Annotated in this window: 23 protein-coding genes; 13 read left to right on the top strand and 10 right to left on the bottom strand. The window is 63.4% G+C overall.

The features are described from left to right. The first annotated feature begins 149 nt into the window (after nt 1-149). From SFY93_RS25970 to cnbZ, 6 genes are read left to right on the top strand one after another with little or no spacing between them, the layout of a single operon-like run. Nucleotides 150-1,367 (top strand): amino acid ABC transporter substrate-binding protein, encoded by a 1,218-nt coding sequence (locus SFY93_RS25970; protein WP_320445127.1) that lies wholly within the window; start codon nt 150-152, stop codon nt 1,365-1,367. Nucleotides 1,368-1,406: 39 nt separating this feature from the next. Then, entirely contained in the window at nt 1,407-2,273 is an 867-nt protein-coding gene (locus tag SFY93_RS25965) for a branched-chain amino acid ABC transporter permease (protein ID WP_320445126.1), read from the top strand. Next, entirely contained in the window at nt 2,270-3,220 is a 951-nt protein-coding gene (locus tag SFY93_RS25960; protein WP_320445125.1) for a branched-chain amino acid ABC transporter permease, read from the top strand. The genes SFY93_RS25965 and SFY93_RS25960 overlap by 4 nt, the downstream gene beginning before the upstream one ends. Continuing rightward, nucleotides 3,213-3,974, top strand: coding sequence for an ABC transporter ATP-binding protein (locus SFY93_RS25955; RefSeq protein WP_320445124.1), 762 nt, complete (start codon nt 3,213-3,215; stop codon nt 3,972-3,974). The genes SFY93_RS25960 and SFY93_RS25955 overlap by 8 nt, the downstream gene beginning before the upstream one ends. A 7-nt stretch (nt 3,975-3,981) precedes the next feature. Beyond that, nucleotides 3,982-4,698 (top strand): ABC transporter ATP-binding protein, encoded by a 717-nt coding sequence (locus SFY93_RS25950; RefSeq protein WP_320447858.1) that lies wholly within the window; start codon nt 3,982-3,984, stop codon nt 4,696-4,698. Nucleotides 4,699-4,724: 26 nt separating this feature from the next. Continuing rightward, the gene (gene cnbZ, locus SFY93_RS25945; RefSeq protein WP_320445123.1) at nt 4,725-5,480 is read left to right on the top strand and encodes a 2-amino-5-chloromuconate deaminase CnbZ; all 756 of its coding nucleotides are present in this window, start codon (nt 4,725-4,727) and stop codon (nt 5,478-5,480) included. 5 nt (nt 5,481-5,485) lie between these two features. Here the strand turns inward: cnbZ and SFY93_RS25940 are convergent, their stop codons facing one another. The 6 genes from SFY93_RS25940 to SFY93_RS25915 all read right to left on the bottom strand — a co-directional run bounded on the left by SFY93_RS25940 (nt 5,486) and on the right by SFY93_RS25915 (nt 14,738). Next, nucleotides 5,486-7,699 carry an SLC26A/SulP transporter family protein gene (locus tag SFY93_RS25940; protein ID WP_320445122.1) on the bottom strand — a complete coding sequence of 738 codons (2,214 nt, stop codon included), beginning with the start codon at nt 7,697-7,699 and terminating at the stop codon, nt 5,486-5,488. A 129-nt stretch (nt 7,700-7,828) separates the two neighbouring features. Beyond that, nucleotides 7,829-9,250 carry a glycogen synthase GlgA gene (gene glgA, locus SFY93_RS25935; protein WP_089265318.1) on the bottom strand — a complete coding sequence of 474 codons (1,422 nt, stop codon included), beginning with the start codon at nt 9,248-9,250 and terminating at the stop codon, nt 7,829-7,831. Nucleotides 9,251-9,448: 198 nt separating this feature from the next. Further along, nucleotides 9,449-10,840 (bottom strand): MFS transporter, encoded by a 1,392-nt coding sequence (locus SFY93_RS25930; protein ID WP_320445121.1) that lies wholly within the window; start codon nt 10,838-10,840, stop codon nt 9,449-9,451. 149 nt (nt 10,841-10,989) lie between these two features. After that, nucleotides 10,990-12,396, bottom strand: coding sequence for an MATE family efflux transporter (locus SFY93_RS25925; RefSeq protein ID WP_320445120.1), 1,407 nt, complete (start codon nt 12,394-12,396; stop codon nt 10,990-10,992). Beyond that, on the bottom strand, nt 12,393-12,896 hold the full coding sequence (locus SFY93_RS25920; protein WP_320445119.1) for a helix-turn-helix transcriptional regulator: 504 nt from the start codon (nt 12,894-12,896) through the stop codon (nt 12,393-12,395). Before SFY93_RS25920 ends, SFY93_RS25925 begins: the two co-directional genes overlap by 4 nt. Before the next feature lie 279 nt (nt 12,897-13,175). Next, nucleotides 13,176-14,738, bottom strand: a complete 1,563-nt coding sequence (locus SFY93_RS25915; protein WP_320445118.1) for an AMP-binding protein — start codon at nt 14,736-14,738, stop codon at nt 13,176-13,178. 187 nt (nt 14,739-14,925) lie between these two features. Between SFY93_RS25915 and SFY93_RS25910 the strand changes: the two genes are divergently transcribed. From SFY93_RS25910 to SFY93_RS25900, 3 genes are read left to right on the top strand one after another with little or no spacing between them, the layout of a single operon-like run. After that, nucleotides 14,926-15,534, top strand: coding sequence for a LemA family protein (locus SFY93_RS25910; RefSeq protein ID WP_089265314.1), 609 nt, complete (start codon nt 14,926-14,928; stop codon nt 15,532-15,534). A 24-nt stretch (nt 15,535-15,558) separates the two neighbouring features. Then, the gene (locus SFY93_RS25905) at nt 15,559-16,440 is read left to right on the top strand and encodes a TPM domain-containing protein (RefSeq protein ID WP_320445117.1); all 882 of its coding nucleotides are present in this window, start codon (nt 15,559-15,561) and stop codon (nt 16,438-16,440) included. Beyond that, nucleotides 16,440-16,937 carry a TPM domain-containing protein gene (locus SFY93_RS25900; protein WP_320445116.1) on the top strand — a complete coding sequence of 166 codons (498 nt, stop codon included), beginning with the start codon at nt 16,440-16,442 and terminating at the stop codon, nt 16,935-16,937. The genes SFY93_RS25905 and SFY93_RS25900 overlap by 1 nt, the downstream gene beginning before the upstream one ends. A gap of 128 nt (nt 16,938-17,065) precedes the next feature. On the opposite strand, the gene SFY93_RS25895 is transcribed toward SFY93_RS25900, so the two are convergent. After that, nucleotides 17,066-17,677: a glutathione S-transferase family protein gene (locus tag SFY93_RS25895; protein WP_320445115.1), complete on the bottom strand. Its 612-nt coding sequence runs from the start codon at nt 17,675-17,677 to the stop codon at nt 17,066-17,068. A gap of 173 nt (nt 17,678-17,850) precedes the next feature. Here SFY93_RS25895 and SFY93_RS25890 point away from each other — a divergent pair, with 173 nt between their 5' ends. The 3 genes from SFY93_RS25890 to SFY93_RS25880 all read left to right on the top strand — a co-directional run bounded on the left by SFY93_RS25890 (nt 17,851) and on the right by SFY93_RS25880 (nt 20,581). Continuing rightward, nucleotides 17,851-18,810, top strand: a complete 960-nt coding sequence (locus SFY93_RS25890; RefSeq protein WP_320445114.1) for a hypothetical protein — start codon at nt 17,851-17,853, stop codon at nt 18,808-18,810. Between the two features lie 94 nt (nt 18,811-18,904). Continuing rightward, nucleotides 18,905-20,410, top strand: coding sequence for a hypothetical protein (locus SFY93_RS25885; protein ID WP_320445113.1), 1,506 nt, complete (start codon nt 18,905-18,907; stop codon nt 20,408-20,410). A 12-nt stretch (nt 20,411-20,422) separates the two neighbouring features. Further along, a complete protein-coding gene (locus tag SFY93_RS25880; RefSeq protein ID WP_176454609.1) occupies nt 20,423-20,581 on the top strand; it encodes a hypothetical protein in 159 nt (52 codons plus the stop codon). A 185-nt stretch (nt 20,582-20,766) separates the two neighbouring features. Here SFY93_RS25880 and SFY93_RS25875 read toward each other — a convergent pair whose 3' ends face one another. From SFY93_RS25875 to putA, 3 genes are all read right to left on the bottom strand, one after another. After that, complete coding sequence (locus SFY93_RS25875; protein WP_120291570.1) at nt 20,767-21,333, bottom strand: fasciclin domain-containing protein; 567 nt, start codon at nt 21,331-21,333, stop codon at nt 20,767-20,769. A 218-nt stretch (nt 21,334-21,551) separates the two neighbouring features. Continuing rightward, complete coding sequence (locus SFY93_RS25870) at nt 21,552-22,757, bottom strand: CaiB/BaiF CoA transferase family protein (RefSeq protein ID WP_320445112.1); 1,206 nt, start codon at nt 22,755-22,757, stop codon at nt 21,552-21,554. 277 nt (nt 22,758-23,034) lie between these two features. Then, nucleotides 23,035-26,037, bottom strand: coding sequence for a bifunctional proline dehydrogenase/L-glutamate gamma-semialdehyde dehydrogenase PutA (gene putA, locus SFY93_RS25865; RefSeq protein WP_320445111.1), 3,003 nt, complete (start codon nt 26,035-26,037; stop codon nt 23,035-23,037). Between the two features lie 112 nt (nt 26,038-26,149). Here putA and SFY93_RS25860 point away from each other — a divergent pair, with 112 nt between their 5' ends. Then, the gene (locus tag SFY93_RS25860; RefSeq protein ID WP_089265307.1) at nt 26,150-26,614 is read left to right on the top strand and encodes an Lrp/AsnC ligand binding domain-containing protein; all 465 of its coding nucleotides are present in this window, start codon (nt 26,150-26,152) and stop codon (nt 26,612-26,614) included. Nucleotides 26,615-26,684: the final 70 nt, after the last annotated feature.

Raw genomic sequence — 26,684 nt, 5'->3', positions numbered from 1 at the left:
CTCGCGGCTGGCTGCCCAGCGCGATGGCAGGACCTGACTAGCGTTCTGATTTTCAGACCTCTCACATCGAAATTCAATGCTTTTATTCGAAATCTAAATTTGACAGAGTTTTGATCAGGTCACGGTCCCGTCATCGATGGAGAATTTGGATGTTTCATCCCCGGCTTGCTGTCTCGGCCTTTTCCGCATCTCTCCTGCTGGCTGTGGCCGGTTTGGGAGCGACCTCTTCAATAGCTTCGGCGCAGGATGTCCTCCGCTTCGGCGCGCCGCTGCCGATCACCGGGCCGCTGGCGCCGGAAGCCGTGAAGCAGCAGCAGGGCTATGACCTCTGGGCCGAACAGGCCAACAAGGCCGGCGGCATCGATGTCGGCGGCAAGAAGTACAAGGTCGAGATCGTCTATTCCGACTACCAGTCCAATACGCCGCGCTCGGTGCAGACCACCGAACAGATGATCACCCAGGACAAGGTGAACTTCATGTTCGGCCCGTTCGGCTCGGGCGCCGCCAAGGCCGCCAGCACGATCGCCGAGAAGTACAAGGTGCCGATGCTGGCCGCGACGGCGTCGTCGTCCCAGGTCTATGACCAGAACTACAAATATCTGTTCGGCACTTTCACGCCCAACGACACGCTGACCACGCCGCTGACGCAGCTCGTCAAGGCCAAGGCCGCCGACGTCAAGAAGGTCGCGATCCTTGCACGTAACGATCTTTTCCCGCTGGCCATCGCGCAGGAAATGGAGAAGTCCGCCAAGGCCAACGGTCTCGAAGTCGTCTATTTCGAGAAATACGCCATCAACACGCTCGATCACTCCGCAACCCTGTCGCAGATCAAGTCGCTGAATCCGCAATGGGTGTTCGTCACCGGCTACACCAACGATCTCCTGCTGATCCGCAAGCAGATGGTCGATCAGCAGATGAAAGCCAGCATCGTGACCATGATCGCCGGTCCGGCCTATCAGGAATTCATCGAATCCGCCGGGCAGAGCGCCGAGAACATCTCCAGTGCCTCGTGGTGGCATCCGGCCGAACAGTACAACGGCAAGGACATTTTCGGCACCACCGCCAACTTCGTGAAGCTGTTCAAGGACAAGTACAAGCTCGAGCCGGACTATGCCCATGCCTCGGCTGCGGTCTGCGGTGCGCTGTTCCAGATGGCCATCGAAAAGGCCGGCTCGCTGGATCGCGACAAGGTGCGCGACGAACTCGCCAAGATGGACGTCGTGACCTTCTGGGGCCCGGTCAAGTTCGGTGCCAATGGCCAGATCAACTCGCTCGAACCTCCGGTCTTCCAGATCCAGGCCGGCAAGCCCGTGGTCCTGTTCCCCGATGCGATCAAGCAGGGCGAGTTCAAGCTTGGCGTGAACTGAGCCAGGTTTGAATAGCAAAGCGACCGGCGGGGAATCCACATGCTGGCCATTCAGGTCCTGATCAATGCACTCGTGCTCGGGTGTCTCTATGCCTGTATCGCGATCGGTTTCTCGCTGGTCTGGGGCGTGCTCAACGTCATCAACCTGATCCACGGCTCCTTCATCGTGCTTGGCGCCTATCTGGCCTGGGGCGCGTATAATTCGCTCGGGCTGTCGCCTTGGTATGCGCTCCTGATCGCCGCGCCGGCCTTTTTCGTGTTCGGCTATCTGCTGCAGCGGCTGCTGCTCAACCGTGTCATCACCGCGCCGGTGCTGGTGACGCTGACGCTGACTTTCGGGCTCGATCTGATCCTCAACAATGCGATGATCTATTACTTCAAGGCCGATTACCGGAAGCTGATCCTCAATCCGCCCACGGGATCGATCTCGATCTTCGACGTCGTCGTCCCCGTCGACCGCCTGATTGCGACCGGCTCGGCGCTGGCGTTGACATTCCTGCTCTATCTGCTGCTGCGCCGCTCCAAGGTCGGCCGCGCCATCGTGGCGGTCCGGCTTGACCGCGATGCCGCGGTGCTGATGGGCGTCGACGTCAAATCGATCTACGCTATCGCTTTCGGTCTTGGTGCTGCGCTCGCTGGCTGCGCCGGTGTGCTGATGGCGCTGATCTTCCCGATCTCGCCGCTGACCTCGTCGGCCTATCTCGGCAAGGCCTTCGTGGTCTGTGTGCTCGGCGGCCTCGGCAGCGTTTCCGGGGCACTCGCAGGCGGCTTGTTGCTGGCGCTCGTCGAAGGCGTCGGCTCGGTCTATCTCGGCCCGGCCCATGCGGTGACGCTGTCTTTCGTCCTGCTCATCATCTTCCTTGTCGTCAGGCCGCAGGGCCTGCTCGGCCGAAAGGGTTTTGAATGACCCGGACCAATATCGCGCTTCTCGTCCTCATCGCCTGCGTGGCTACGCTGCCGCTGTTCGGCGATGCCTATGCGCTGCGCTTGGGCACCATGGCCTGCATGTATGCGATCTTCGCGTTGTCATGGAACATCGTTGGCGGCTTCGCCGGTTACCCGTCTTTTGCGACGGCCGCCTTCTTCGGGCTCGGTGCCTACACCACCGGCATTCTCATGAATAAGGGCGTGCCGCTGCCCCTGTCGTTGCTGGGGTCGCTGGTGCTCTGTCTCGTGCTGGCCGCGGCGCTCGGCGCGGTGCTGCTTCGCCTCCGCGGGCATTACTTCGCGATTGCCAGCCTCTCGCTGGTCGAAGTGTTCCGCGAACTCGTCAACAACGCCACCGACCTCACCGGCGGCGGCATGGGCCTGAATATCCCGCTGGTGTCCGGCTCCAGCGTGCTGTCCGACGCGACGTTCTTCTTTTATGCCATGTGGGGATTGCTGCTGATCACCGCGCTCGTCGTCATTGCAGTTTCGATGTCGAAGCTCGGTTTCGGTCTCAACTGCATCCGGCAGAACGAGACGGCCTCGAACATGGTCGGTCTCAATTCGACGCTCTACAAGGCCATCGCCTTCGGCCTGTCGGCCTGTTTCGTCGGCGCTGCCGGCGGTCTCTATGCGGCCTGGGTGCATTACATCGATCCGTCCGACGTGTTCGACATCTTGTATTCGGTGAAGCCGATCGTGATGGCGCTGATGGGTGGCCTTGGCTCGCCGCTCGGCGTGGTTTGCGGCGCCTTCGTCTATCTCGGCCTCGAGGAAGTGGTCTGGCGCAATTACATCCAGATCCATTCGGGCGTGCTGGGCGTCCTCATCATCCTGCTGCTGCTGTTCCTGCCGCACGGGTTGGTCTCGCTCCATGCCGGCAAGATCTGGCGCGGGCTGACCGGACGAAAGGCAAAGCATGTCTGAGATCCGTCACGAAATCCTGCATCTCAGCAATGTCTCGCGAAACTTCAGCGGGCTGAAGGCGCTGAGCGATGTTTCGCTGTCGGTCAACAAGGGCGAGGTGGTCGGTCTGATCGGCCCGAACGGCGCCGGCAAGACCACGCTGGTCAACACCATCTGTGGTGTTACGCCTGCATCGTCCGGTGTCGTCACCTTCGATGGCCGCGACATCACGCGGATCAAGACATATCAATCGGCGCGGCTCGGCCTGTCGCGCACCTTCCAGATCGTGCAGCCCTTTGCGGAATTTTCGGCGCTCGACAATGTCGCTGCCGCCGCGCTGTTCTCGCAGCCGGGCGAGAGCCTGAAATCGGCGCGCGAGGCCGCCCGCGCGCATCTCGCATTCGTTGGTCTGGATGCCCAGGCCGATCAATCCGCAGCGACATTGACACTGGCCATGCGCAAGCGGCTCGAACTCGCCAAGGCGCTGGCGATGAAACCGAAGCTGCTGTTCCTCGACGAGGTCAACGCCGGCCTCAACAGCGCCGAAGTCGAGCGCGCGACCAAGCTCATTCACCAGCTCGCGGCCGATGGCATCACCATCGTGATGATCGAACATCTGATGAAGGTCGTGCTCAATGTCTGCACCCGCATCGCGGTGTTGCATAACGGCCGGCTGATTGCTGACGGTGCGCCGCGCGACATCATCAAGGATCCCGCCGTCGTCGATGCCTATCTGGGCCAGCAATATGCACAACGGAACGCCGCCCGTGGCTGATCATACGATGCTCGAACTGAATGGGGTCTGCGCCGGTTACGGTGAAATCCAGGTGCTGTGGGGCATCGACATGGTGGTACGCTCCGGCGAGATCACCGCGCTGATCGGTTCCAACGGCGCCGGCAAGACCACGCTGATGCGCGCACTGTCCGGGCTGATCCCGCTGACATCAGGCAAATATGTCTCCGAAGGCGTCGATCTCTCCAAGGCAACGGCTGCGCAGATGCTGGCGCATGGCATTGTGCACGTGCCGGAAGGCCGCCGCCTGTTTGGCGCCATGAGCATCGAGGACAATCTCCTGATGGGCGCCTATTCGCGCAGCGTTGGCCGTACCGAGCTCAATCGCGATCTCGATCGCGTTTACACGACCTTTCCGAAGCTGCGTGAGCGCCGCAACCAGGCGGCGGCGACATTGTCCGGCGGCGAACAGCAGATGTGCGCCATCGGCCGCGGGCTGATGAGCGCGCCGCGCCTCTTGATGATCGACGAACTCTCGCTCGGCCTGTCGCCATTGCTGGTGGAGCAACTGGTCGCGGCGCTGCGCCAGTTGAACTCCGAAGGCATGTCGATCCTGCTGGTGGAGCAGGACGTCACCACGGCGCTCGATCTCTGCCATCACGCCTACATCATGGATATGGGCCGCATCGTGCGCACCGGGCAGGGCGCCGAATTGCTGGCCGATCCAATCATCCGCGACGCCTATCTCGGCGTCCTCGAAGACTGACTTTGATTTCATCCAAAGAGGCAAACATGATCGAGACCGTCGAAGCCCCCAATAGCGGCTACCGTTACATGCCGGGCGTGTTCCAGTATTCCTGCGGCGTCGGCGCGCTGCCCGGCTTCGCGCTGGAGCGCGTGCGCTTCTCCAAAGTCGTTCCGCTGAAGGAAGGCTTCGCCAGGGTTGCCGAGATCATCAAGGCCGCCGGCCGGCCGCTGACCGCCTTTGCGGCCTGCGAATTGCGCTCGCCGGCGCCGTTCACGGAGCAGGGGTTCATCGACTTCAACGAGATCTACATCAAGACCCTCGAAGACTGGGGCATCATGAAGGATCGCGTGAATCCCATCGCGCGCAGCAATGTGTGTCCGAAGATCGATCCGCCGTCGGAGCCCGGCTTCCACGCTTTCTCTTTCACGACCGTCGCGCCGAATGCGCCGGCATCCTTCGTCATCGCCGGCAGCGGCGAGGCCGCGGAAGGCAAGGGCGACTATCGCGACAACACCGTGCGTCTCGGCGACATCAGCCCGTCGGGCATGCTGGAAAAAGCCAAGTTCGTGCTCGACGAGATGGAGCGCCGCATGAGCGCATTCTCCGGCACCTGGGACCAGACCACCGGCGCACAGCTCTACACCGTGCGCGACGTCTATCCGCTCTTGGAAAGCGAACTCGGTCGTCGCGGTGTGTTCCGCAACGGCCTGACCTGGCACTTCAACCGCCCGCCGGTCGTCGATCTCGAATACGAGATGGATTGCCGCCGCGTGCATGTTGAGCGCGTGGCGGAGGTTTAACCGCTTCAATGATGACTGACGCGCAGATCCTGTGAGGTCTGTCGCAGTCGCCGGGTGAGTTCGCGCGCCAGGTTGCCCAGCAGCCTGGTGGCGAGCACCGGATTTTTCTTCAGGATCAGGTCGAAGCCGTCGCGCGGGAATTCGTAACAGATCACCGCGTCGTCGGCGACGATGGTCGCCGAGCGTGGTACCGATTCCACCAGCGCCATTTCTCCGACCGTCGTGCCGCGGCCAAGTCCGGCGATGCGGCGTCGCTCGTGATGTCCGTCGGTACGCAGCAGCACGCTGACGCTACCTTTCAGGATCAGCCACATGCGGTCGCCGGCGTCGCCCTCGCGGCAGATCGTATCGCCGCACGCGAATTCGCGTCTGGTCATCACTGCGGTCAGTTCGGCCATCTCGTTCGCCGATACACCATCGAGAAAGTCGATCTGCTCGAGCGTGAGTTCATTCGCTTGCCCCTGCCTCGTAGCTGAGCGGTCGAGCATGGTCTGCTCCATCCACTCCAGTGCGGAATCGAGATCCTGCGTCATGGACGGCGATGCGGGATCGTGCCCGATCCCGTTGCCGATGATGGCGGCATGGACGGGCCGGACATTGCAGTAGATCAGTCGCCGTTTCTTTTCAGTCGCCTTCTGGCGCAGGGTTCGCAATGCGTTGATGCCGGAGATGTCGAGGTCGGAGATGGCGCCCATGTCGAGCAGGATCATATCCGTGCTGTTGAACAAGTCCTTGACGCGGAGCGAGAGGTCGTCGGCATTGCCGAAGAACAGCGCGCCTTCGAGCTGCAGGATGGCGCGCTGCTGCCCGGTCTGCTGCAGGATCGCGAGATCGTCGGCCGAGCGAATGCGCTTGGAGAACAGCGTGTCGCCGAGATGAGCGCGGCGTACCAGTGGCCGGCTCATATTGATGACGAAGATGATGCAGGACAGGATGATGCCGACGATCACTCCGGAAACCACCGAGCTGAACACGGTCACGGCCATCACCGCGAGTACAACGATCAGATTATAAACGGCGTGCCGGCGAACCTGCGGCTCGCTTTTGTGTCTGACATCGGCCAGCAGTTGCAGATTCCAGCGATCGAACAGCACGATGCCGATCACCAGCAACAGGCCGGCAAACACCGCGCGCGGAATCTGCGCCAGCACTGACGACAGCGCGAATGTGATGACGAGCAGGCTGATCGCGACGCAGATGCCGGTCCAGCGCGTGCGGCCGCCCATGCGATAGCCGAGCAGGATCACCGATGGAATCGCAGATCCGCCAATGCCGCCGCCCAGCGCTGCCGCCGCATTGGCTATGCCTTGTGCGGCGAGGTCGCGCACCGGGTGGATATGCGTGTCGTCGAGCTGCTGCGCCACGCGGAACGCCAGCATGGTCTCCACCGTGCCGATGATCGCCAGCACCAGCGATACCAGCACGACATGCGGAAGGACGGCGGTCAGTTCCGGCGTGATCGAACCGTCGAACACGGCGCCGAGCGGCATGGCCGGCGGGAAGCTGACATGGATCTCACCGATGATGGGCCCGAGATCGAGACCAGTCGGGACGCTGATCAGATAGTAGAGCGCGGTGCCGGCGACGAAGCCTGCAAGCGATCCCGGTATCTTCCGCAGCCCGTCCGGCAGTCGCAGCCAAACTGCTATGGCCGGATAGTTCAGGACGAACAGCGCCAAAGCCACGACGTAAACCAGCATCGCGGGCTTGTTCGGCCACAGCGTATGCGCGGCAAAGAACGGCTTGAACGGGGAAATCACGATCAGCATGCCGACGCCATTGAGCAGGCCGGTGAGTACCGGGTGCGGCGCGAATTTGATGGCGCGTGTCAGGCCGAGCAGTCCGAACAGGACCTGCCACAGCCCGGCCAGAAACAAACACAGCATGATCGCGGTCACGATCATCGCGGGCTGGCTCGCAAGCGTGGCGTCATTGACCAGCGTCGTGGTCAGGCCGGCCTGAACCAGGGCCATGCTGACGCGGCTTGTCGTCACGATATAGGACGAGGTGGCGACCACGGCCGCGACCAGGCCGACGATGGCGCCGCCATACAGGCCGGCTGCAGCGCCGGCTGCGACATAGTCGGGGCCGAGCGGCGCAAACACCAGCAGTCCGCAAGCAAGGCAGAGCGGCAGGCAGACGAGGCTTGAGATCAGACCGGCGCTGATTTCCGATCGCCAGTCGACGAGCGGCTCGGCGGGAGGCGAAGCTTTGAGCACGGGCTGGCCTTCATCACAGGGGGTACCGGCCACGCCTTCATGGATGATCGTTGTTGCCAGTTTTTGCCATTATTGTGAACGGAACTGATCCGCAAGCCAAGATCGGGGTCCGCCCGCCGATTTCCCGCGCTACACGCCGGCGACGATCGTCTTGCGATACAGCGCGCTGTAGCTGGCGGCCGAGATATTCCAGCTGAACGATTTCGACATCGCGCTGCGGCGCATCGAGTTCAGGCGGTCCTTCGATCCGTAGGTCGCAAACGCCCGCAGGATCCCGCCCAAAAATGACTCGGTGGATGGCTGCGTGAACAGGAAGCCGGTCTCGCCATCGACGATGGTTTCGGCGAGACCGCCGGTCTGGTGGCCGATCGGCAGCGAGCCGAAGCGCTGCGCATACATCTGGCTCAGTCCGCACGGCTCGAAGCGCGACGGCATCAGCGTGAAGTCGCTGCCGGCGAAGATGCGCCGTGCCTCGCGGTCGTTGAAGCCGATGGCGACGCCGATCGCATCCGGACGGCGGCGATGCGCATCCATCAGCGCGTTTTCGAGTTCGGTCTCGCCGCGGCCGGTGACGACGATCTGTCCGCCGGCGGACACGATGGCGTCGGCCGCCGACAATACGAGGTCGACGCCCTTCTGATGCACGAGGCGGGCGACCAAACCAAAAATGGGCCCGCGGGAGAGCGCGAGCCCAAATTGTTGACGTACCCCGTCGGCATTGGCGCGTTTGGCTTCCCAGTCGCCCGCGCCGAACGGTCTCATGAGCTCCGCGCAGACGCGCGGATCCCAGCTTTCATCGATGCCGTTCAGAATGCCGGTGAGGCGCGACTCGTTGGAGCGCTTGGTCAGCAGGCCTTCCAGCCCGCAACCGAGTTCCGGCGTGGTGATCTCGCGCGCGTAAGTCTCACTCACGGTGGTGAGGTGGGAAGAGTAGATCAGCCCACCCTTGAGAAAGGAGAGCTTGTCGTAGAATTCGAGCCCGTCGATATGGAACGACTCCGCCGGTGCACCGATCCGGCGCAGCGAAGACTTCGGAAACAGGCCCTGATAAGCGAGATTGTGGATCGTCAGGATGGTCGGGATCTTCACCCCGCTCCAGGCGAGATAGGCCGGCACCAAGGCCGCCTGCCAGTCATTGGCGTGGACCAGATCGGCCGACCAGTTCTTGTCGAGTTTGCCCGAGGCGAGCAACGCGGCTGCGGACGCGAAGCGTGCGAAGCGGATGTCGTTGTCCGGCCAGTCGCGGCCGCAGGCATCGCCATAGGGATTGCCGGGACGATCGTAGAGCTGCGGGCACAGCAGGATATAGATCGGCAGCCCGTCCTTGGTCGCGGCGAGGCCAACCGAGCAGGCGGGCATTTCCGCCAGTGCCGGGCATTCGCCGACGATCTCGATGTCAGGAAACTGCGTGACGACGTCGCGGTAGCCGGGAAGGATGATGCGAACGTCGGTCCAGATGCGCAAGGCTCGGGGGAGGGCGGCGGAGACGGCTGCGAGGCCACCCACCCGGATGAAGTCGTCAATCTCTGGAGTGACGAACAGTACCCTCAAGAAATGCCCTCGTGCCCGCCGCGACTACAAGGATACGAAACTGGTCCAGCGTCTTTGGGTACTTACGGAACCGAAGGGCAATGGAACTCAGTTTTGTTACTTGCGCTGCAAAATATCTGTCTCTGCACTGCAGTATATCACATCACTTAATACGGCATTGCAAAAGAGAAATGTGAGTTCGCTAAATTATCTCTGAAATCAGTGACTGGGTGACGACGGGACGATCAGCCGCAGGAAGCTCATGACGCAGCCGAGCGCGGCAAAGCCGGCGCCGAGCGCCAGCGCCCAGGTCGCGCCGCCATGGCCGAACAGGCCGAAGCAGAAGGCGGCGAGCGCCGCGCCCATGCTCTGGCCGGTCAGCCGGGCGGTGGCCACGATACCGCTGGCGCCGCCGCTGCGGCCGGCCGGCGCGCTCGACATGATCGCCTTCATGTTCGGGGCCTGAAAGAAGCCGAAGCCGGCGCCGCAGATCACCATCCGCCAAACGATATTGGCGACGCTCGGATCGGGCGGCAGGGTGGCCAGCAGCACCATGCCGATGCCGAGCAGGGCCATGCCGATACCGCCAAGAAGCCCGGCGGGATAGTGGTCCGACAACCGGCCGGCGATCGGCGCCATGATGCCGACGACCAGCGGCCAGGGCGTCAGGAAGAAGCCGGTCTCGACTGCCGAACGATGCAGAACTTCTTCGAAATAGAACGGCAGCGACACAAAGGCGAGGCCCTGGACGGAGAAGGAGCAAACCGCCGTTGCGGCTGACAAGGCAAACAAGGGCCTACGGAACAGGTCGATCGGCAGCATCGGTGCAGGGTGATCGGCCTGCCGGCGGAGCAGCAGCCAGCCGAACAGCAGGCCGGCAACCAGTTCAGCGACGACGATGGATGGCGCCGTGTGATGGGCGGCGCTGTCGATGCCGAGGATCAGCAGGCCGAGACAGAGCGAGGTCAGCAGGGCACCGAGAAAATCGAAACGATGGGTGGCGCGCGTGGTCTTTGGCAGTGTCTTGAGGCTGATAATAATGGCGGCGAGGCCGAAAGGCAGGTTGATCGCGAACAGCCAGGGCCAGGTTGCAACCGACAGGATGCCTGAGGCGATGGTAGGGCCGAGGGTGAAGGCCGTCGCGACGACGAGGGCATTATGACCGAGCCCGCGGCCGAAATGGCTTGGGGGATAAACCACACGGACCAGCGCGGCATTGACGCTCATGGCGCCGGCGGCGCCGAGGCCCTGCAGCACCCGCGCGAACAGTAAAGTGTCCAGCGACCATGCGAATGCGCAGGCGACCGACGCGATCGTGAACAGGATCAGCCCGCCGAGATAGATGCGCTGATGGCCGACGATCTCGCCGAGTGCGCCGAACGGCAGCAGCGTGGCGACCATGGCGATCTGGTAGACATTGACCACCCAGATCACATCCGCTGGCGTGGCATGCAGGTCGGTGGCGATGGAGGGCAGCGCGATATTGGCGATGGCGGTATCGAGCGAGGCCATGGCAAGGGCGGTAAAGATGGCAAGCCGCGCCCAGCGTTGCTGGCTCGGCGTCAGCCCTTCCGTCGGCTGGGGAGCCTGTGCCGCGATACCGTCTGCCATAGCTGGGAATTCCTGGGGGCGGCCGAACTGGCCGCCGATCCGCGCTATCTAGGATAGTTCGCTTTGCCCCTACAGGCGTGTAACTGCATGAGGCATATGCACATCTTTATTCCCAACGGAAAATCCGCTTTCGGCTGATCACATCGCCGTCAGACCGGCTTGGTCTTGAACCAGGTCCCGGACGCCACCGCCGTGACGATGATGGTGCCGTAGACGACCAAGGCAAATGTCAGGCAGGCAAACAGCCAGGTCAGCGATCCCGTCAGCCGCAGCGCCAGCCAGCCGCCGCCGATCGAAATCAGCAGGCGCAGCACGCCGGCCAGGAGGGGATAGAGCATCTTGCCGGCGCCCTGGGAGGCGAAATAGAGCGACAGGCCGAGGCCGAAGAAGCCATAAGCGGGGCCGACAATGCGCAGATAGGCGCTGCCGGTCTCGATCATCTGCGGATCCGAGCCGAACAGGCCGAGCCACGCGGCCGGCCAGATTGCGGCCGCCAGGCCGACGGTTTCGGTGATCACGAACACCATGCCGCCGCCGATCAGCGCCGCCCGCAGCGCGCGCTGCTCCTGTCCCGCACCGATATTGGTGCCCACCAGCGCTACCAGCGGGCCGCCAAAGCCGAAGGCCAGCGGCACCATCAGATATTCCAGCCGGACGCCGGTGCCGAAGCCCGCCACGGCGTCGCCGCCAGCGAAGCCGCCGACCAGAGCGGTGGTCAGCAGCACCGTGAAACTCGTCTGCAGGGAGATCACCGCCGCGATGGCGCCGACGCGCAGGATGTCGGCTGAGAGATCCCAGCGCAGCCGCGCCAGCCTGAAATGGACGATGCAGCGGCCCGAGAGGATGTAGCCGGCGAGCACCGCGCCCACCGTGAAGGTCGACAGCACCACGGCCCAGCCACCGCCGGCGATGCCGAGTGCGGGGATCGGACCCCAGCCGAAGATCAGCAGCGGCGATAACGGAATCAACAGGACCACGCCGATACAGATCGACAGCGACGGCACCAGCATGTTGCCGGTGCCGCGAATGATGCTTGCAAAGCCGTTCATCAGCCAGACCAGCACGCTGCCGCCGAACACCACGTTGGAATACTGCATGGCGGCGTCGAGTGCGCCGCCGCTGACGCCCATCGCGCCATAGATCGCACGGCCGAAGATCAGGAAAATTGCCGAGCCGATCAGGCCGAGCAGGATATTGATGAGCGTGGCATGCATCACCAGTGCTTCGGCATCGTCGGTGCGCCGCGCGCCGAGCGCGCGCGCGATAGCCGAGGAAATGCCGCCGCCCATGGCGCCGGCCGACAGCATCTGCATCATCATGAAGCCGGGAAACACCACCGCCATGCCGGTCAGCGCGTCGGAGCCGAGATGCGAGACCCACCAGGTTTCGATCAGGCCGGTGGAGGCCTGCGCCAGCATCACCAGCAGATTGGGCCAGGCCAGCTTGACCAGCGTGGAAGCGATCGGCGCCTGCAGCAGCATCCGCGTCCGCGGGTTCATCTCCGGGATCGGCGCGGTTGTCGCGGCCACGATGGCCTGCGGCGTTTCGAGTTTCATAATGATCCGTCCTTCTGCGGGCGCGGTTTGGTGAGCCGCCGTTGCACGCGCGCGCTGGCGGCGGGGCCGGGGGCATTGGCGTGGGTGGCTTCGGTGATTGGTTTGCCGGTACGGCGGTCGACAAGGATGGGATCGGCGGACTCGCCGGTCTCCTTGTCGATCAGGACGACGCTCTCTCCCTCAGGCGCGAAATGGCGGTTACCCCAGCTCTGTATCGACCATAGGACGGAGCGGAAATCCCGGCCGCGCGGGGTCACGATATATTCGTAGCGCGGCGGCTTTTCGCAATATTGCCGCTTCTCCAGCAGTCCGGCCTCGACCAGGACCGCCAGCCGGCGGGTCAGCATGTTGGGCGCGATATTGAGGTTCTTCTGGAACTGGTCGAACCGCGTCATGCCGTAGATGGCATCGCGCATGATCAGAATGCTCCACCACTCGCCGACGCGCTCCAGGCTGCGGGCGATTGGGCATTCCAGTTTCTCGAAACTCTTGCGCTGCATGGCGGGAGGAACATAGGAGAGCGGATATCATGATGCAAGTCACTAGGCGGTGACCCTCCACTGTCATTCCCTGGGGAACCAATTGGTTTGCCTCCGGGCGTGCCGGTGGCTGCCCCGCGCTCGTCATTCCGGGGCAGACCGAGCGCGGAGCGCTCGGGGTGAACCCGGAATCCCGATATGTTCATCAACTCTCTCCTGTGGGTGGAGAGAGGTGATGAACTCATCGAGGTTCCCCGCTACACCAACTGGTGTGCCGGGGAATGACGTGTTTGGTGGCCCTTACCCCACCATCCGTTCGCGCCCGACCCAGAAGCTCGCGCGCAGCGCCTTCTTGTCGATTTTGCCGACGCCGGTCATCGGCAGTTCATTGACGAATTTGATGTGCTTCGGCGCATGGGCCGAACCCTTGCGGGTCTTCACCAGATTGATCAGCTCATCCGCATTCGGCTTCGCGCCGCCGCGGGCGACCACGATGGCGGTGACGGCTTCGCCCCATTTGTCGTCGGGAACGCCGACCACGGCGCACATCGCCACATCCGCGTGGGTGGTGAGCACATCCTCAATCTCACGCGGGAAGATGTTGAAGCCGCCGGAGACGATCATGTCCTTCTTGCGGTCGAGGATGAACATGTAGCCGCGCTCGTCTTTGCGGGCGATATCGCCGGTATGCAGCCAGCCGTTCTTGAGCGTCTCTGCGGTCTGCTCCGGCCGCTTCCAGTATTCCTTCATCACATGCGGCGCACGGACGCAGATTTCGCCGGCCTCGCCGGGCGAGACCTCCTGATCGTCATCGTCGAGAATGCGGACGTCGCAGACTGCGATGGGGAATCCGCAGGACAGGAACAGTTCGGGATTCCTCGGATCGTGATCGGCTTTACGCAGCACCGACACCGGATAGCATTCGGTCTGCCCGTAAAGCTGCGAGAACACCGGCCCGATTCGCTCGATGCCTTCGACCAGCCGGCTCGGCGACATCGGCGACGCGCCGTAAAGCACGAGGTCAAGGGAGGAGAGGTCAACCTTTGGCAGGGTCGGATGATCGAGCAGCACATAGATCATGGTCGGCACGAACAGCGTGAAATTGATCCGCTCGCGTTCGATGGTGTTGAGCACTGCCTCGGGATCGAAGCCCTTCAGCATATGCACCGTGCCGCCGCGCATCAGCGTCGGCAGCACCTTGGTGCCGGCGACATGGCTGATCGGCGCCACCGTGAGATAGCTCGGCGTATCCGGAATTTCGAAGTCGGACAGGATGGCGCTGGCAAAGCCCGACACTTCGCGATGTCGGCGCAGCGCGCCCTTGGATTTTCCGGTGGTGCCGCCGGTGTAGTTCAACACGGCGATGTCATCGACCTGCGCAAAGTCCCGCGCGGTGGCACTGCCACCCGAGCCGACGACCTTCAACAGATCGATGCCGTAATCGGCACGGCCCAGCGTGAACACGTGCTGCAGGCCTTGCGCGCGCGATGCCAGTTCGCCGCCGCGCTGCAGGAAATTGTCGGCGTCAATGATCAGGATCGTTGCCTCGGCGTCCTCGATCTGGTCGATCTGATCCTGCATCGAGCCCAGCGGGTGCAGCCAGGAAATGGCGAAGCGCGACAGTTGCGCAGCGACCCCGGCGCACCAGGTGTCGGCGCGATTGGCGGTCAGCAGCGCCACCTTGGTGCCGGGCTGTGCGCCGAGGTTCATGAACACATTCTGCAGCCGCGCGATCAGATCCGTGGTGCCGCGATAGGTGATCGAGCCACCCGGCCAGCTGAAGGCGATGCGATCCGGATAGCGCGCCAGCGCCCGCAAGGTCTGCGCGCCGACGGTCGGAAACGCGTTGAGCACGTCCGTCATGAAGTCCTCCCAGTATGTCCTCGGCTTCTGTGGGCCGATGGTTGTGGCAAGGCTAACAATGAATGCCGGGCATGCAAACACAAACCCGTATGGGCATTGCAGCATTCGCGATGAACTTGTGGCGGCTTTCGTCGTTTGCCTGTGCTAGAAGCGGCCGAACCATTGAGCCGCGTCACAGGAGAATTTCATGCGCAAGTTTTTGACCGTGCTGGCAGCACTGGCGACCCTCAGCCTGACCAATTGCGGTTACAACGCGATCCAGACCAATGACGAGCAGGTCAAGTCGGCCTGGTCGGAGGTGGTCAACCAGTATCAGCGCCGCGCGGACCTCGTGCCGAATCTCGTGAATTCCGTGAAGGGCTTTGCGCAACAGGAGAAAGACGTTCTTCTGGGCGTCACAAATGCACGCGCCAAGGTCGGCTCGGTGCAGGCGACGCCTGACGTGGTCAACGATCCCGCTGCGCTGCAGAAATTCCAGGCCGCGCAAGGCGAACTCTCCAGCGCGCTGTCGCGCTTGCTCGTGGTCACCGAGAACTATCCGCAGCTCAAGTCGGACGCGCTGTTCAAGGATCTGATGTCGCAGCTCGAAGGCACCGAGAATCGCATCACCGTGGCGCGCAACCGCTACATCAAGTCGGTGCAGGATTATAACGTCGGCGTGCGCACCTTCCCGAACAATCTGACGGCCATGATGTTCGGCTACAAGGAGAAGGCGAATTTCTCCGTCGCCAATGAGAGCGAGATCTCGACGGCGCCGAAGGTCGACTTCAATCCGACGCCGGCCCCCGCGAAATAGGCCGGTGCCGATCGGGCCGATCCGATGAAGGCGATCAAAGCCTGTCTGTTGTCCTTGCTGATGTGTTGGAGCGCCGTCGCTCTGGCCGATGTGGCCGTGCCGGCTCTGACGGGGCGCGTGGTCGATCAGACCGCGACGCTGAGCCAGAGCGAGCAGGCATCGCTCGACAGCACGCTGCGCGATTTCGAATCGCGCAAAGGCAGTCAGATTGAAGTGCTGATCGTGCCCACGACGGCGCCGGAATCGATCGAACAATATTCCATCCGCGTCGCCGAAGCCTGGAAGATCGGCCGCAAGAAAGTCGATGACGGCGCGATCCTGCTGGTGGCGAAGAACGACCGCAAGCTGCGCATCGAGGTCGGCTATGGTCTCGAAGGCGCGCTGACCGACGTCACCACCAAGCGTATCATCGACGAGATCATCACGCCGCGCTTCAAGGCCGGCGACTTTGCGGGTGGCATCACGGCCGGCGTCAACCAGATCATCAAGGTGATCGACGGCGAGCCGCTGCCGGCGCCGGATGAATGGAAGGGCAATTCGAATGCCCTCGATCAGATCATGGAATATGCGCCGTTCCTGCTGTTCGGCGTTCTGATCTTCGGCAGCATCCTGCGCAACATTTTCGGCCGGCTGTTCGGCTCGCTGGCGACCGGCGGGCTCGTCACCGCGGTGGTCTGGCTTGTCGCCGGCAGCCTGCTGTTTGGCGGCATTCTCGGCGCGGTCGCGTTTTTCTTTACGCTGATCAGCGAGGCCCTCATGTCGGGCGGCGGTGGCGGCGGACGCCGCGGCGGTGGCTATATCGGGGGCGGCGGCGGCTCCTGGTCGTCGGGGAGTTCATCGAGCAGCGGCGGCTTCAGTGGTGGCGGCGGCAGTTTCGGCGGCGGCGGCGCTTCGGGGAGTTGGTGATGAGCCTCAAACGCATAGGCAAGCATCTGCTCGGCAATCGCTCACGCGTCCGCAAGGCGTTCCCGGCGCAATCGCTCGCAAGGATCGAACAGGCCATCAAGGTCTCCGAGGCCAGCCATGCCGGACAGATCCGCTTTGTCGTCGAAGGCGCGCTCGACGGTGCGCCGCTGTTCCGCAATCAGTCCGCCCGCGCGCGCGCCATCGATGTGTTCGCGCAACTGCGTGTCTGGGATACGGCGCATAACAACGGCGTGCTGATCTATCTGCTGCTCGCCGATCGCGATGTCGAGATCGTGGTCGATCGCGGCATCGATGCCCGCGTCGGCAAAGCCGGTTGGGAAGCGATCTGCCAAATGATGGAAGCCGAGTTCCGCGCCGGCCGTTTCGAGCGCGGCGTGATCAAGGGCATCGACGCGGTGACGCAGCATCTGGCGACGCATTTCCCGCGGGACGACGCGTCTGTGAATGAGCTGCCCGATGCGCCGGTGGTGCTGTAGCCGTTACGCCCTCTCAGCCGTCATGCGCGGGCTTGTCCCGCGTATCCACGCCTTGGCAACAAAACGAATAAAGACGTGGATGGCCGGGACAGGCCCGGCCATGACGGAGTTTTGTGTCAGAGCGCCAGTTACGCCTTCACACTCTCCCGCGCATTCACCCCCTCGAACCACGCCGCGATCTTCGCATTGCCCCGGTCCCATGGCTGCTTCACCTTGTCGGCAAAATCGAGCCAGCAGAACAACACGATGTCGGCCATGGTGAACCGCTCGCCGCAGATGAAGGTCTTGCCGCCCATCTGTCCGTCGAGCCAGCGCAGCCGGTCGATGGCGATTGTCTTCAGGCCCGGCGCGCCTTCGGGGACGCAGACGATGCGCGTCTCGAAGCGCTTCAATCCCTCGGCGAAGCGATAGCCATTGGCGATGTGCTGGCAGATGTTGAGATCGACGCGCTGGCGCCACATCCGTGCCTCCGCGCGCTGCTCGGGCGTGGTGCCGATCAGCGGCGGCATCGGATGCGTCTCCTCGACATATTCGCAGATCGCCACGGTTTCGGACACATAGGCGCCATCGTCCAGTTCGAGCGTCGGCATCTGGCCATGCGGATTGCGCGCCAGATGCGCAGGCTCGCGGTTCTCGCCACCAGCAAGATCGACGGTCTGGACGGGGAGGCTGATGCCCTTCTCGGCCAAGAACATGCGCACCACGCGCGGATTCGGCCCGATGGAATCGTAGAGCTTCATGGCATTTCCCCGATTGTTCTGTTTGCAGCTGTTGTGCGGGGCAGGCGGGTACGCGTCAAGCGACGGTTCCGCCGCCGGATAAGAGGTGAAATTTTCGTAAGCACGGCGGGCGGTAAGGATTTGGCAAGCAATGAAAGTTACCAAAGTGTTCATCTATTCCGGAGAATTTGATCGTGAGCGAGCACAAGGCCGATTCCACCCCAGACGTCAGCGGCGATCACGTCGACACCGGCGCCGCGGCGGCGGCCGGTTCCCACGATGCTGACATTCACGTGGATTCGCCGAAGCTCGCACCGGAGCAGGGCGAGGAGCGCCCCGCCCAGATGCCAAAGCGGGAAGCGCCGAAGCTCGGAGCGCCCGGCCGGATCACCATCATGGCTCCCTCCCGCGACAGCGGCCCGCATGAGGGCGCGTCCCGTGAGAATGCGTCGCGCGAGCGCTCCTGGGAAGACTTCGTCAATTCCGAGCCGAAGATTGAGTCGGCAGAGAAGGCTGGCCGTAGCCGGATGATGGCTATTGCCGCCATGATCGCGCTGGGCATCACTGTCGGCGCAGTTGGCGGTTCGGTCGCGATGTCGGGCCTCGGCAAGCTGTTTGCCGCCGACGACACCAAGTCGACCAACCAGGCGCTGGAAGACCATATCGCCCGCCTCGACGGTGAACTCTCGGCGCTCAAGGCCGAGGTTGACCGCAACGCCAAGCAGTCCATTGCGGCGCGCGCGAAGTCTGCCGAGCGTCTCGACAAGCTCGAGAAGGCGCAGGCTGAACCGGCCGCGAAACTCGCCAAGCTGAGCGAGACCGTCGAAAAGCTGCGCACCACGCCGCCGCCTGCAGCTGCGGCCGCGCCGGCCCCTGCACAGGTTGCCTCGGCGCCGGCCAAGGAAGTCACGGGTTCGATCAACGCCCCGGTGCCGACCCCCGCACCGAAGCCCGAAGTTGCGCGCCTGCCCATGGTCGAAGGCTGGCGCATCATCGACATCGCAGGCGGCGGCGCCACCATCGAGGGCCGTGCCGGAATCTTCGAAGTCTATGCCGGAGATCCCGTTCCCGGTCTTGGTCGTATCGATGCGATCCGCAAGCAGGACGGCCGCTGGACGGTGGTCACCTCCAAGGGCCTGATCGTCGCTCGCTGATCCACTCTTCCTGTGATGACTGCCTTCGGGCCGCTGCTGGTGCAGCGGCCTTTGTTTTGGGCTAGCCTCCCGACGTGACGTTTGGGATTGCACCGTGCGACTTCGCTTGAGCCTCATTGCCGTGCTGCTCGGCCTCGTAGCTCCTGTCGCAGTCGCGCAGGCTAACGAGGGCAACGGTCTCGCCGTCACCGATCCCGGTGTGTTGCGGGCACTTGAGACACGCGGATTCGGCCTTGCGCAGCTGCTCGATCCCGCGCGGACAACGCCGATCCCCAGCGACGCGCTGTTTGCTCTGCCTGCGATGACGCCGGTCCGCGCCGCGCTGGATGACGCCTTTGCGCGCTATCTCGCCGATCATCAAAAGCGTCAGCCGCGCGTGAGGATCGGAGTCGGCCCCGGCCATGACGTGCAACTGTTCGACCAGGCGATGCTGACATCGCCCGATGCGCGCTTCGCGCTCGCCGGAATCGTCAGTCGTATGGACCGGGCTTATGTCACTCCGGATACCTGCGGTGAGATCAGGCTGATCTATCGCCTCACGCGCACGGCCGCTGGCATAGCGCCGCCGCGCCTGCCGATGACGCTCAATCTTGTACTTCGTGCGAAGGACCCGCACGATGCGTCGGTGACATGCGCGGATCTCGCCGGGCGCTGGCTCGACTCTGCGGCGTTCACCGAAACTGGCGCTGCACGCGCGGATCGTCTGCTGAAACCGGATGGCCCGCTTGCGACAATCACAGCCGCGCAGATTGATCGCATCGAGACCAATCTGCAGATCGCGCATCGACCGAAGTCCGATACGCAGGAATTCCGCACCGACTATTTGCAGAAGGTGTTTCGCTTCGATGCCAGCGCGAAGCAGTTTCGCGAGGCACCCATGGAGAACCAGATCGACCGTGACCGGTTGCTGGCTGACGCGGCGCTCGGTAACGCGTTTCGAGACTGGCTGCTCGCGCCGAACAATCTGCGCAGCTTCGATCGCGGCACGGTTTTGATCCCCGAGAAATTCCTCGCGATCTCGTCGCTGTCGTCGACACCGGTCGGCTTTGCACCGTCGGCCCTGCAGCCGGAATTCGGGTTGATAGACAGCAAAGGGAGGGGTGTGTTCAGCGAGCGTGACGTCGTCGCCGCGCTGGAGCGGGCGGTGGCGCAGGGCGGCGCGCTCGAGAACATCCGCTCGCCCGCTGGCTTCGCGCGCCGGCTGAACGACATTACCTGCGGTGGCTGTCACCAGATCCGCGGCATCGGTGGCTTCCATTTTCCTGGTGCGGATACTCTGGCAGAGCAATCGCAGGGAACGGTTCCAGCATCGCCGCATTTCATCGGTGACCAGCCCCGCCGTCGCGATATCGTCATGGCGATACGCGATGGAAAGGCGCCGGATTTTTCGCGCGGTTTTTCGGATCGCCCGCAGATGCGTGGTAACAATGAACTAGCGGGATCGCCTCTCCTCGATGGCTGGGGCGCGACATGTTATCGACCGAAGCAGAACGGCGTCGCGGACGAGAGCTTCGCGTCCTGGACCTGTGCCGAAGGTCTCGCCTGTCAGCAGGTTGGCGCGGATGCATCGTCTGCGATTGGCATGTGTTTCGTGAAATGAAATGAGGGCGCGATGAACGAGACCGACAAAGAGATCAAGGAACGGGATATCGCGATCGCCGAGAACGAGAGCAAGCAGCAGACGACAAGCAGTATCCGCGTCAGCGTCTGGGCGATCGGTGTGGCGGTTCTGCTCGGGCTCGGCTTCTTCGGATGGCTGCTGGCGCGCTAGCGTTTCCCTCGCCCCGCAGTGCGAAGCATAGCTTCGCTAGGCGGGGAGAGGGTGGATCGAACGCACGAAGGGCGTTCGAGACGGGTGAGGGGGCGGCTTGTGAAATATTGGCTCCCCCTCACCCGAATTGCTCCGCTCCGCTCGCAATTCGACCTCTCCCCGCAAGCGGGGAGAGGTAAGATCAATCAGCCCGGCATCAGCACGGTGTTCACGACGTGGATCACGCCGTTCGACTGGTTGACGTTCGGGATCGTCACGGTGGAGGCGCCACCCTTGGCATCGACGATCATGACCTTGCCACCCGAACGCTTGACGGTGAGTTGTTCGCCTTCAACAGTCGTCAGCTTCTTGCCATCGGTGAGGTCGGCCGCCGAGAGCCGTCCGGGCACCACATGATAGGTGAGGATCTTGGTGAGGGTCATCTTGTTCTCGGGCTGCACCAGCGTATTGACCGTGCCCTTCGGCAGTTTGCCGAATGCGGCATTGGTCGGCGCGAAGACGGTAAACGGGCCGGGGCTGGCCAGCGTATCGACGAGGCCGGCCGCCTTCACGGCGGCGACCAGCGTGGTGTGATCCTTCGAATTCACCGCGTTCTCGACGATGTTCTTCGACGGATACATTGCGGCGCCGCCTACCATGACGGTGTTCTCGCCCTTCATCATCTTGGCAGCAGCAGGCTCAAGGAAGCTCGCCGAAATCATCAGCGTGCTGAAGGCGGCAAATGACAGCAATGCAATGCGCTTCTTGGACATGGTCGTCTCCCGGTTGATAGTGGCGTCGCCGGCGGGGAATCCGCAGACGTCGTGATCTCGTGGCCGCACGACATGGCGAGTGCCTGTTGCGCTAACGAGATCAGCTACGCATCTTGGGAGAGGCGGTTTCAGATCGGCCCGTGACCACTTCGTGATCACGGGCCACATCGCAATTTGAAACTCTTTCGCACGGGCTGCGTAACCCGCGGCTTGCGCGACTATGCTACCGTGCCGGAAGCTCGCAACCGCGCGATATCGGCATCATCGAAGCCTGCGGCGCGCAGGATCTCGTCGCTGTGCTGGCCGATGGACGGCGGCAGATGCGGCTTGCGCTTGGTCTCACCGCCAATCCAGATCGGGCTGTTGATGGTGAGGATGTCGGTTCCCTCGAACGGGATCAGCACGTCATTGTCCTTCATCTGCTGATCGTTCGGAATATCGTCGAGGATGCCGACGAAGCCGAACACGAGGCCGTTGCCGTCAAGCCGCTCGCGCCAGTCGGCGAGGTCGCGGGTCGCGAACACCTCGTCCAGGATCTTGATCAGTTCGACCGAGCGCGCATGGCGATCGGGTTTGGTTGCGAAGCGCGGATCGTCGCGCAGGTCCTCGCGGCCGAGGCATTTGGTGAAAGCCGGCCACTGCCGCTCCTCGGCGAGCAGCGACAGCATGATCCAGCGGCCGTCGCGGCACCTGTAGTGATTGGTGACGGCGTTGAGCGCTTCCTCGCGCGAGCGGCGCTTCTCGAACTTGGCGCCCACCAGCTTGGCCTGCGCCAGCACGCTCGACGACCACACGCCGTTGGCCATCAGGTTGGATTTCACCTGGCAGCCCTTGCCGGTCTTCTCGCGCTTGTAAAGTGCGGTGACGATGGCGCCATAGAGCGCCATGGCGCAGGGGTGATCGCCCATGCCGGCGATCGAACGCGCAGGCGTGGTGTCCTCGTCGGCGCGCACGAGATCCATCATGCCGGAGCGTGCCCACCAAGCGGTAGAGTCGAAGCCGGGCTTGTCGGCTTCCGCGCCCTTGTCGCCATAGCCGGTGAAGCAGGCATAGATCAGCCGCTCGTTCAGCGGTGCGATATCCTCATAGGCGATCTTCAGGCGCTTGCGCACCGGCGGCGGGAAATTGGTGATGAAGACATCTGCCTCGGCGATCAATTTGTAGAGCACCGCCTGGCCTTCCGGCTTCGCTAGATCGAGCGCGAGGCTCTTCTTGTTCCGGCTCTCCATCATCCACGCATAGTTGTGCTCGCTCTTGGGATAACCGGGCAGGTTGGGCAGGTTGCGATAGGGATCGCCAGCACCGGGCGGTTCGATCTTGATGACGTCGGCGCCGAAGTCGGACAGCACTGTGGCTGCGGCGGGCGCGGCGATGAAACTCGCGCAGTCCAGCACCTTCAGCCCCTTGAACAGACCGTCTTCCATGCGTCACTCCCGTCGCTTTTGTTCTGCGTGTTGTTCTTGCCGTCTGCCGGAATTTAATTCCATCTGGAATCCGGTGGCGCATTTGACCCATCTTCGACGGGTGATGCAACGGGCTCAGCTAACCCTCCCCTGGAGGGGGAGGGTCGCTGCGTGCATAGCGCGCAGCGGGGTGGGTGAAGCAGCAAGCTCCGTCGTTGTGGCTTCACCCCACCCCGTCTCGCAACACGCGTTGCGTGCTGCTCACCGACCCTCCCCCTCCAGGGGAGGGTAAGAAGGATCAGTTTTGATCTGTCATCAATGCTGCATTGCCACCCGCGGCAGCTGTGTTGATCGTGACCGTCTGTTCAGTGGCGAAGCGGGCGAGGTAGTGCGGACCGCCGGCTTTCGGCCCGGTGCCGGACAGGCCGAAGCCGCCGAAGGGTTGCACGCCCACCACCGCGCCGATCATATTGCGGTTCACATAAACATTGCCGACCGGCAGGCGGGCTATCACGCGCTCAACCATATCGTCGATCCGCGAATGCACGCCCAGCGTGAGCCCGTAGCCGGTGTCGGCAATATCCTGCAACACCTTGTCGAAGCCGGCCGTGCGATAGCGCACCACATGCAGGATCGGGCCGAACACTTCCTCGGTGAGTTGCCGCGCGCTCTTGAGTTCGAAGATATGCGGCGCGACGAAGTTGCCCGCAGGTGCTGTGCCCGCAAGATGCACGCGTGCCTCGATCGTCTTGCGCGCGATATGCGCATCCAGCTTTTGCTTTGCCTCGGCGTCGATCACCGGACCGATATGCGTCGCCGGGTCGGCGGGATCGCCGAGCTTCAATTCGCGCGCGCTGCCAACGATCATCTCGATCATGCGGTCGGCGACATCGTCCTGCACCAGCAGCAGCCGCAACGCGGAGCAGCGCTGCCCGGCCGACCGGAACGCTGACATCACCACATCGTCGGCGACCTGTTCGGGCAGCGCGGTGGCATCGACGATCATCGCATTGATGCCGCCGGTCTCGGCGATGAGTGGCACGATCGGGCCATCCTTGGCGGCGAGGGTGCGGTTGATCGATCGGGCCACCTCGGTCGAGCCGGTGAACACCACACCGGCAATGGCGGGATGCGCGACGAGCGCCGCACCGATGCGGCCGTCGCCCTGGATCAGATGCAATGCTGATGTGGGCACACCGGCTTCGTGAAGCAGGCGCACGGCCTGCGCCGCGATGCGTGGCGTTTGTTCGGCCGGCTTGGCGACGACCGTATTGCCCGCCATCAGCGCGCCGCTCACCTGGCCGAGAAAGATCGCCAGCGGAAAATTCCACGGCGAGATGGCGACGAAGACGCCGCGGCCGCGCAGGCTCAACACGTTGCTCTCGCCGGTGGGCCCGGGCATTGTCTGGCCAGTGCCGAATTGCTCGCGGCCCTGCGCGGCGTAATAGCGGCAGAAGTCGATGGCCTCGCGGACTTCCGACAGCGCGTCATCGAGCGTCTTGCCGCCTTCCTGTTGCAGCAATGCGATGAAGGACGCGCGGCGCTGTTCCAGAAGGTCGGCGGCGTTGTCGAGGATCGCCGCGCGTTCATGTGCTGGGGTGTGGCTCCACGATGCAAAGCCGGCGCGTGCTGCCGTCACAGCAGCACCTGCCTGCTCGGCAGTGGCATCGACCACCTTATCCATGTCAGGCTTGCTGGCCGCAATCTCGGCCAGCAATTTGTTCAACGCAGCGCGTTCGCCGAATTCGATGCCGTGCGAATTGGTGCGCTCGGGTCGATAGAGATCGCCAGGCAGCGAGATCTTCGCGTGTCGCGCGCCGTCGGGCGCGCCAATAATTGCGGCAGGCCGCTTCAGCAGCGTCGTGACCGGCACGGTGTCATCTGCGGCAATCGCCACGAAAGATGAGTTCGCGCCGTTCTCCAGCAGCCGCCGCACCAGATAGGCCAGCAGATCGCGATGACTGCCGACCGGCGCATAGGTACGCCAGCGGATCGCGGGATGGTCCTTGCCGAGTTGATCGTAAAGCGCGTCGCCCATGCCGTGCAGGCGCTGGAATTCGTAGCCGCCGCTGGTGCCAGCCAGTTCGAGGATGGTCGCGACGGTGAGCGCGTTGTGCGTGGCGAATTGCGGAAAGATGCGCGGCCGCAAAGCGAGCAGCTTCTGCGCGCAGGCGATGTAGTTGAGATCGGTCATCGCCTTGCGGGTGAACACCGGATAGCCAATGAGCCCGCGTTCCTGGGCACGCTTGATCTCGGTGTCCCAATAGGCGCCTTTCACGAGGCGCACCATCATCTTGCGATCGTGACGGCGCGCCAGCGCGTCGATGTGATCGATCACCGCTTCGGCGCGCTTCTGATAGGCCTGGATAGCAAGCCCGAATCCGTCCCATCCCGCCAGCGACGGATCGGCAAAGGCCGCATCGATCACATCGAGCGACAATTCGAGCCGGTCGGCTTCTTCGGCATCGATGGTGAAATTGAGGTCATAGCTCTTCGCTTGCTGCGCCAGCGCGATCAGGCGCGGCACCAGTTCGCGCATCACGCGCTGATGGCTCACCGCCTCATAGCGCGGATGCAGCGCCGAGAGTTTGACCGAGATACCCGGCCGGTCGGGCAGCGGGTTGTTGCCGGCGGCGTGGCCGATGGCTGATATAGCCGAGGCATAGGAGTCGAAATAGCGCTTCGCGTCGTCGGCAGTGCGGGCGCCTTCGCCGAGCATGTCGAAGGAGTAGCGCGCCGGACGTTCGGACGGCGTGCGGGCGCGGGCCAGCGCCGCATCGATGGTCTCGCCGAGCACGAAATGGCTGCCCATCAGCCGCATCGCCTGCCGCGTCGCGGTGCGCACCGCGGGCAGGCCGATCCGCTTGGCCAGCCGGCCTAGCGTGCCCGTCGGCGTCTCGCCGGGCTGGATCGCCCGCTGCGAGATGCCGAGCGCCCAGGCAGAGGCGTTGACCAGGAAGGCGCTGGATCTGGTCTCGTGATGAATGAAGTCACCCTGACCGAGCTTGTCCTCGATGAAGGCGTCGGCGGTCCGCGCGTCCGGCACTCGCAGCAGCGCCTCGGCCAGCACCATCAGCGCGAGGCCCTCCTTGGTGGACAGCGCATATTCCCGCAGCATGTCCTCGACGCCGCCGAAGCGGTCGTCTTTGGCGCGGATCGCGTCGATCAGGCGCGTTGCCGTTGCGTCGATCCGCGCGTCCTGGGCGGGCGTCATGGCTGCGTCGGCCAGAAGCCCGGCGGCGATGGCCCCATCATCCGGTGCATAGGGAGCGGTGAAGGGAGGCATGAAATCGGGCGGCATGGGCGTTTCCTTGAATATCTTGCAAGCCTAATCCCGGTCTTTCCGGAGCTCGATAGGAGATATCGCGATTTTACCTTAGATATTCCGGAAATAGCCGTGCTATACCTCCGATATGAGCGATATCGACAAAATCGACCGGAAAATCCTCGCCGTCCTGCAGGCTGACGGCCGAATCGCCAATGTTGAGCTCGCCGAGAAGGTCGGCCTGTCTCCGACCTCGATTGGCGAGCGGCTGAAGCGGCTGCAACGCGAAGGCTATATCGAGGGCTATGGCGCGCGGCTGAATCCGCAGATGCTCGGCCTTGGCCTGCTGGTGTTCGTCGAGGTGCTGCTCGACAAGACCACGCCGGATGTGTTCGAACGCTTCGCCCGCGCGGTGCGGCTCGCGCCGGAAGTGCTGGAGTGCCACATGGTGGCCGGCGGTTTCGATTATCTGGTGAAGGCGCGCGTTGCCGACATGAGCGCCTATCGCCGTTTTCTCGGCGAGAGCCTGCTGGCACTGCCCGGCGTGCGCGAGAGCCGCACTTACGCGGTCATGGAAGAAGTGAAGCGCGACGCACCGCTGCCGGTGGGATAGCGAGCCGGGAGAACGCCGCCGTTGCCTTGCCGTTGTCTTGGCAGCGTGGAGACCCTGCGTTAGGTTTTCG

The sequence above is a fragment of the Tardiphaga sp. 42S5 genome (genome assembly GCF_034044155.1).
GTDB classification, from domain to species: domain Bacteria; phylum Pseudomonadota; class Alphaproteobacteria; order Rhizobiales; family Xanthobacteraceae; genus Tardiphaga; species Tardiphaga robiniae.
The sequence above is the reverse complement of the archived record's forward strand: the minus strand, read 5'-3'. Positions and strand labels throughout refer to the sequence as shown.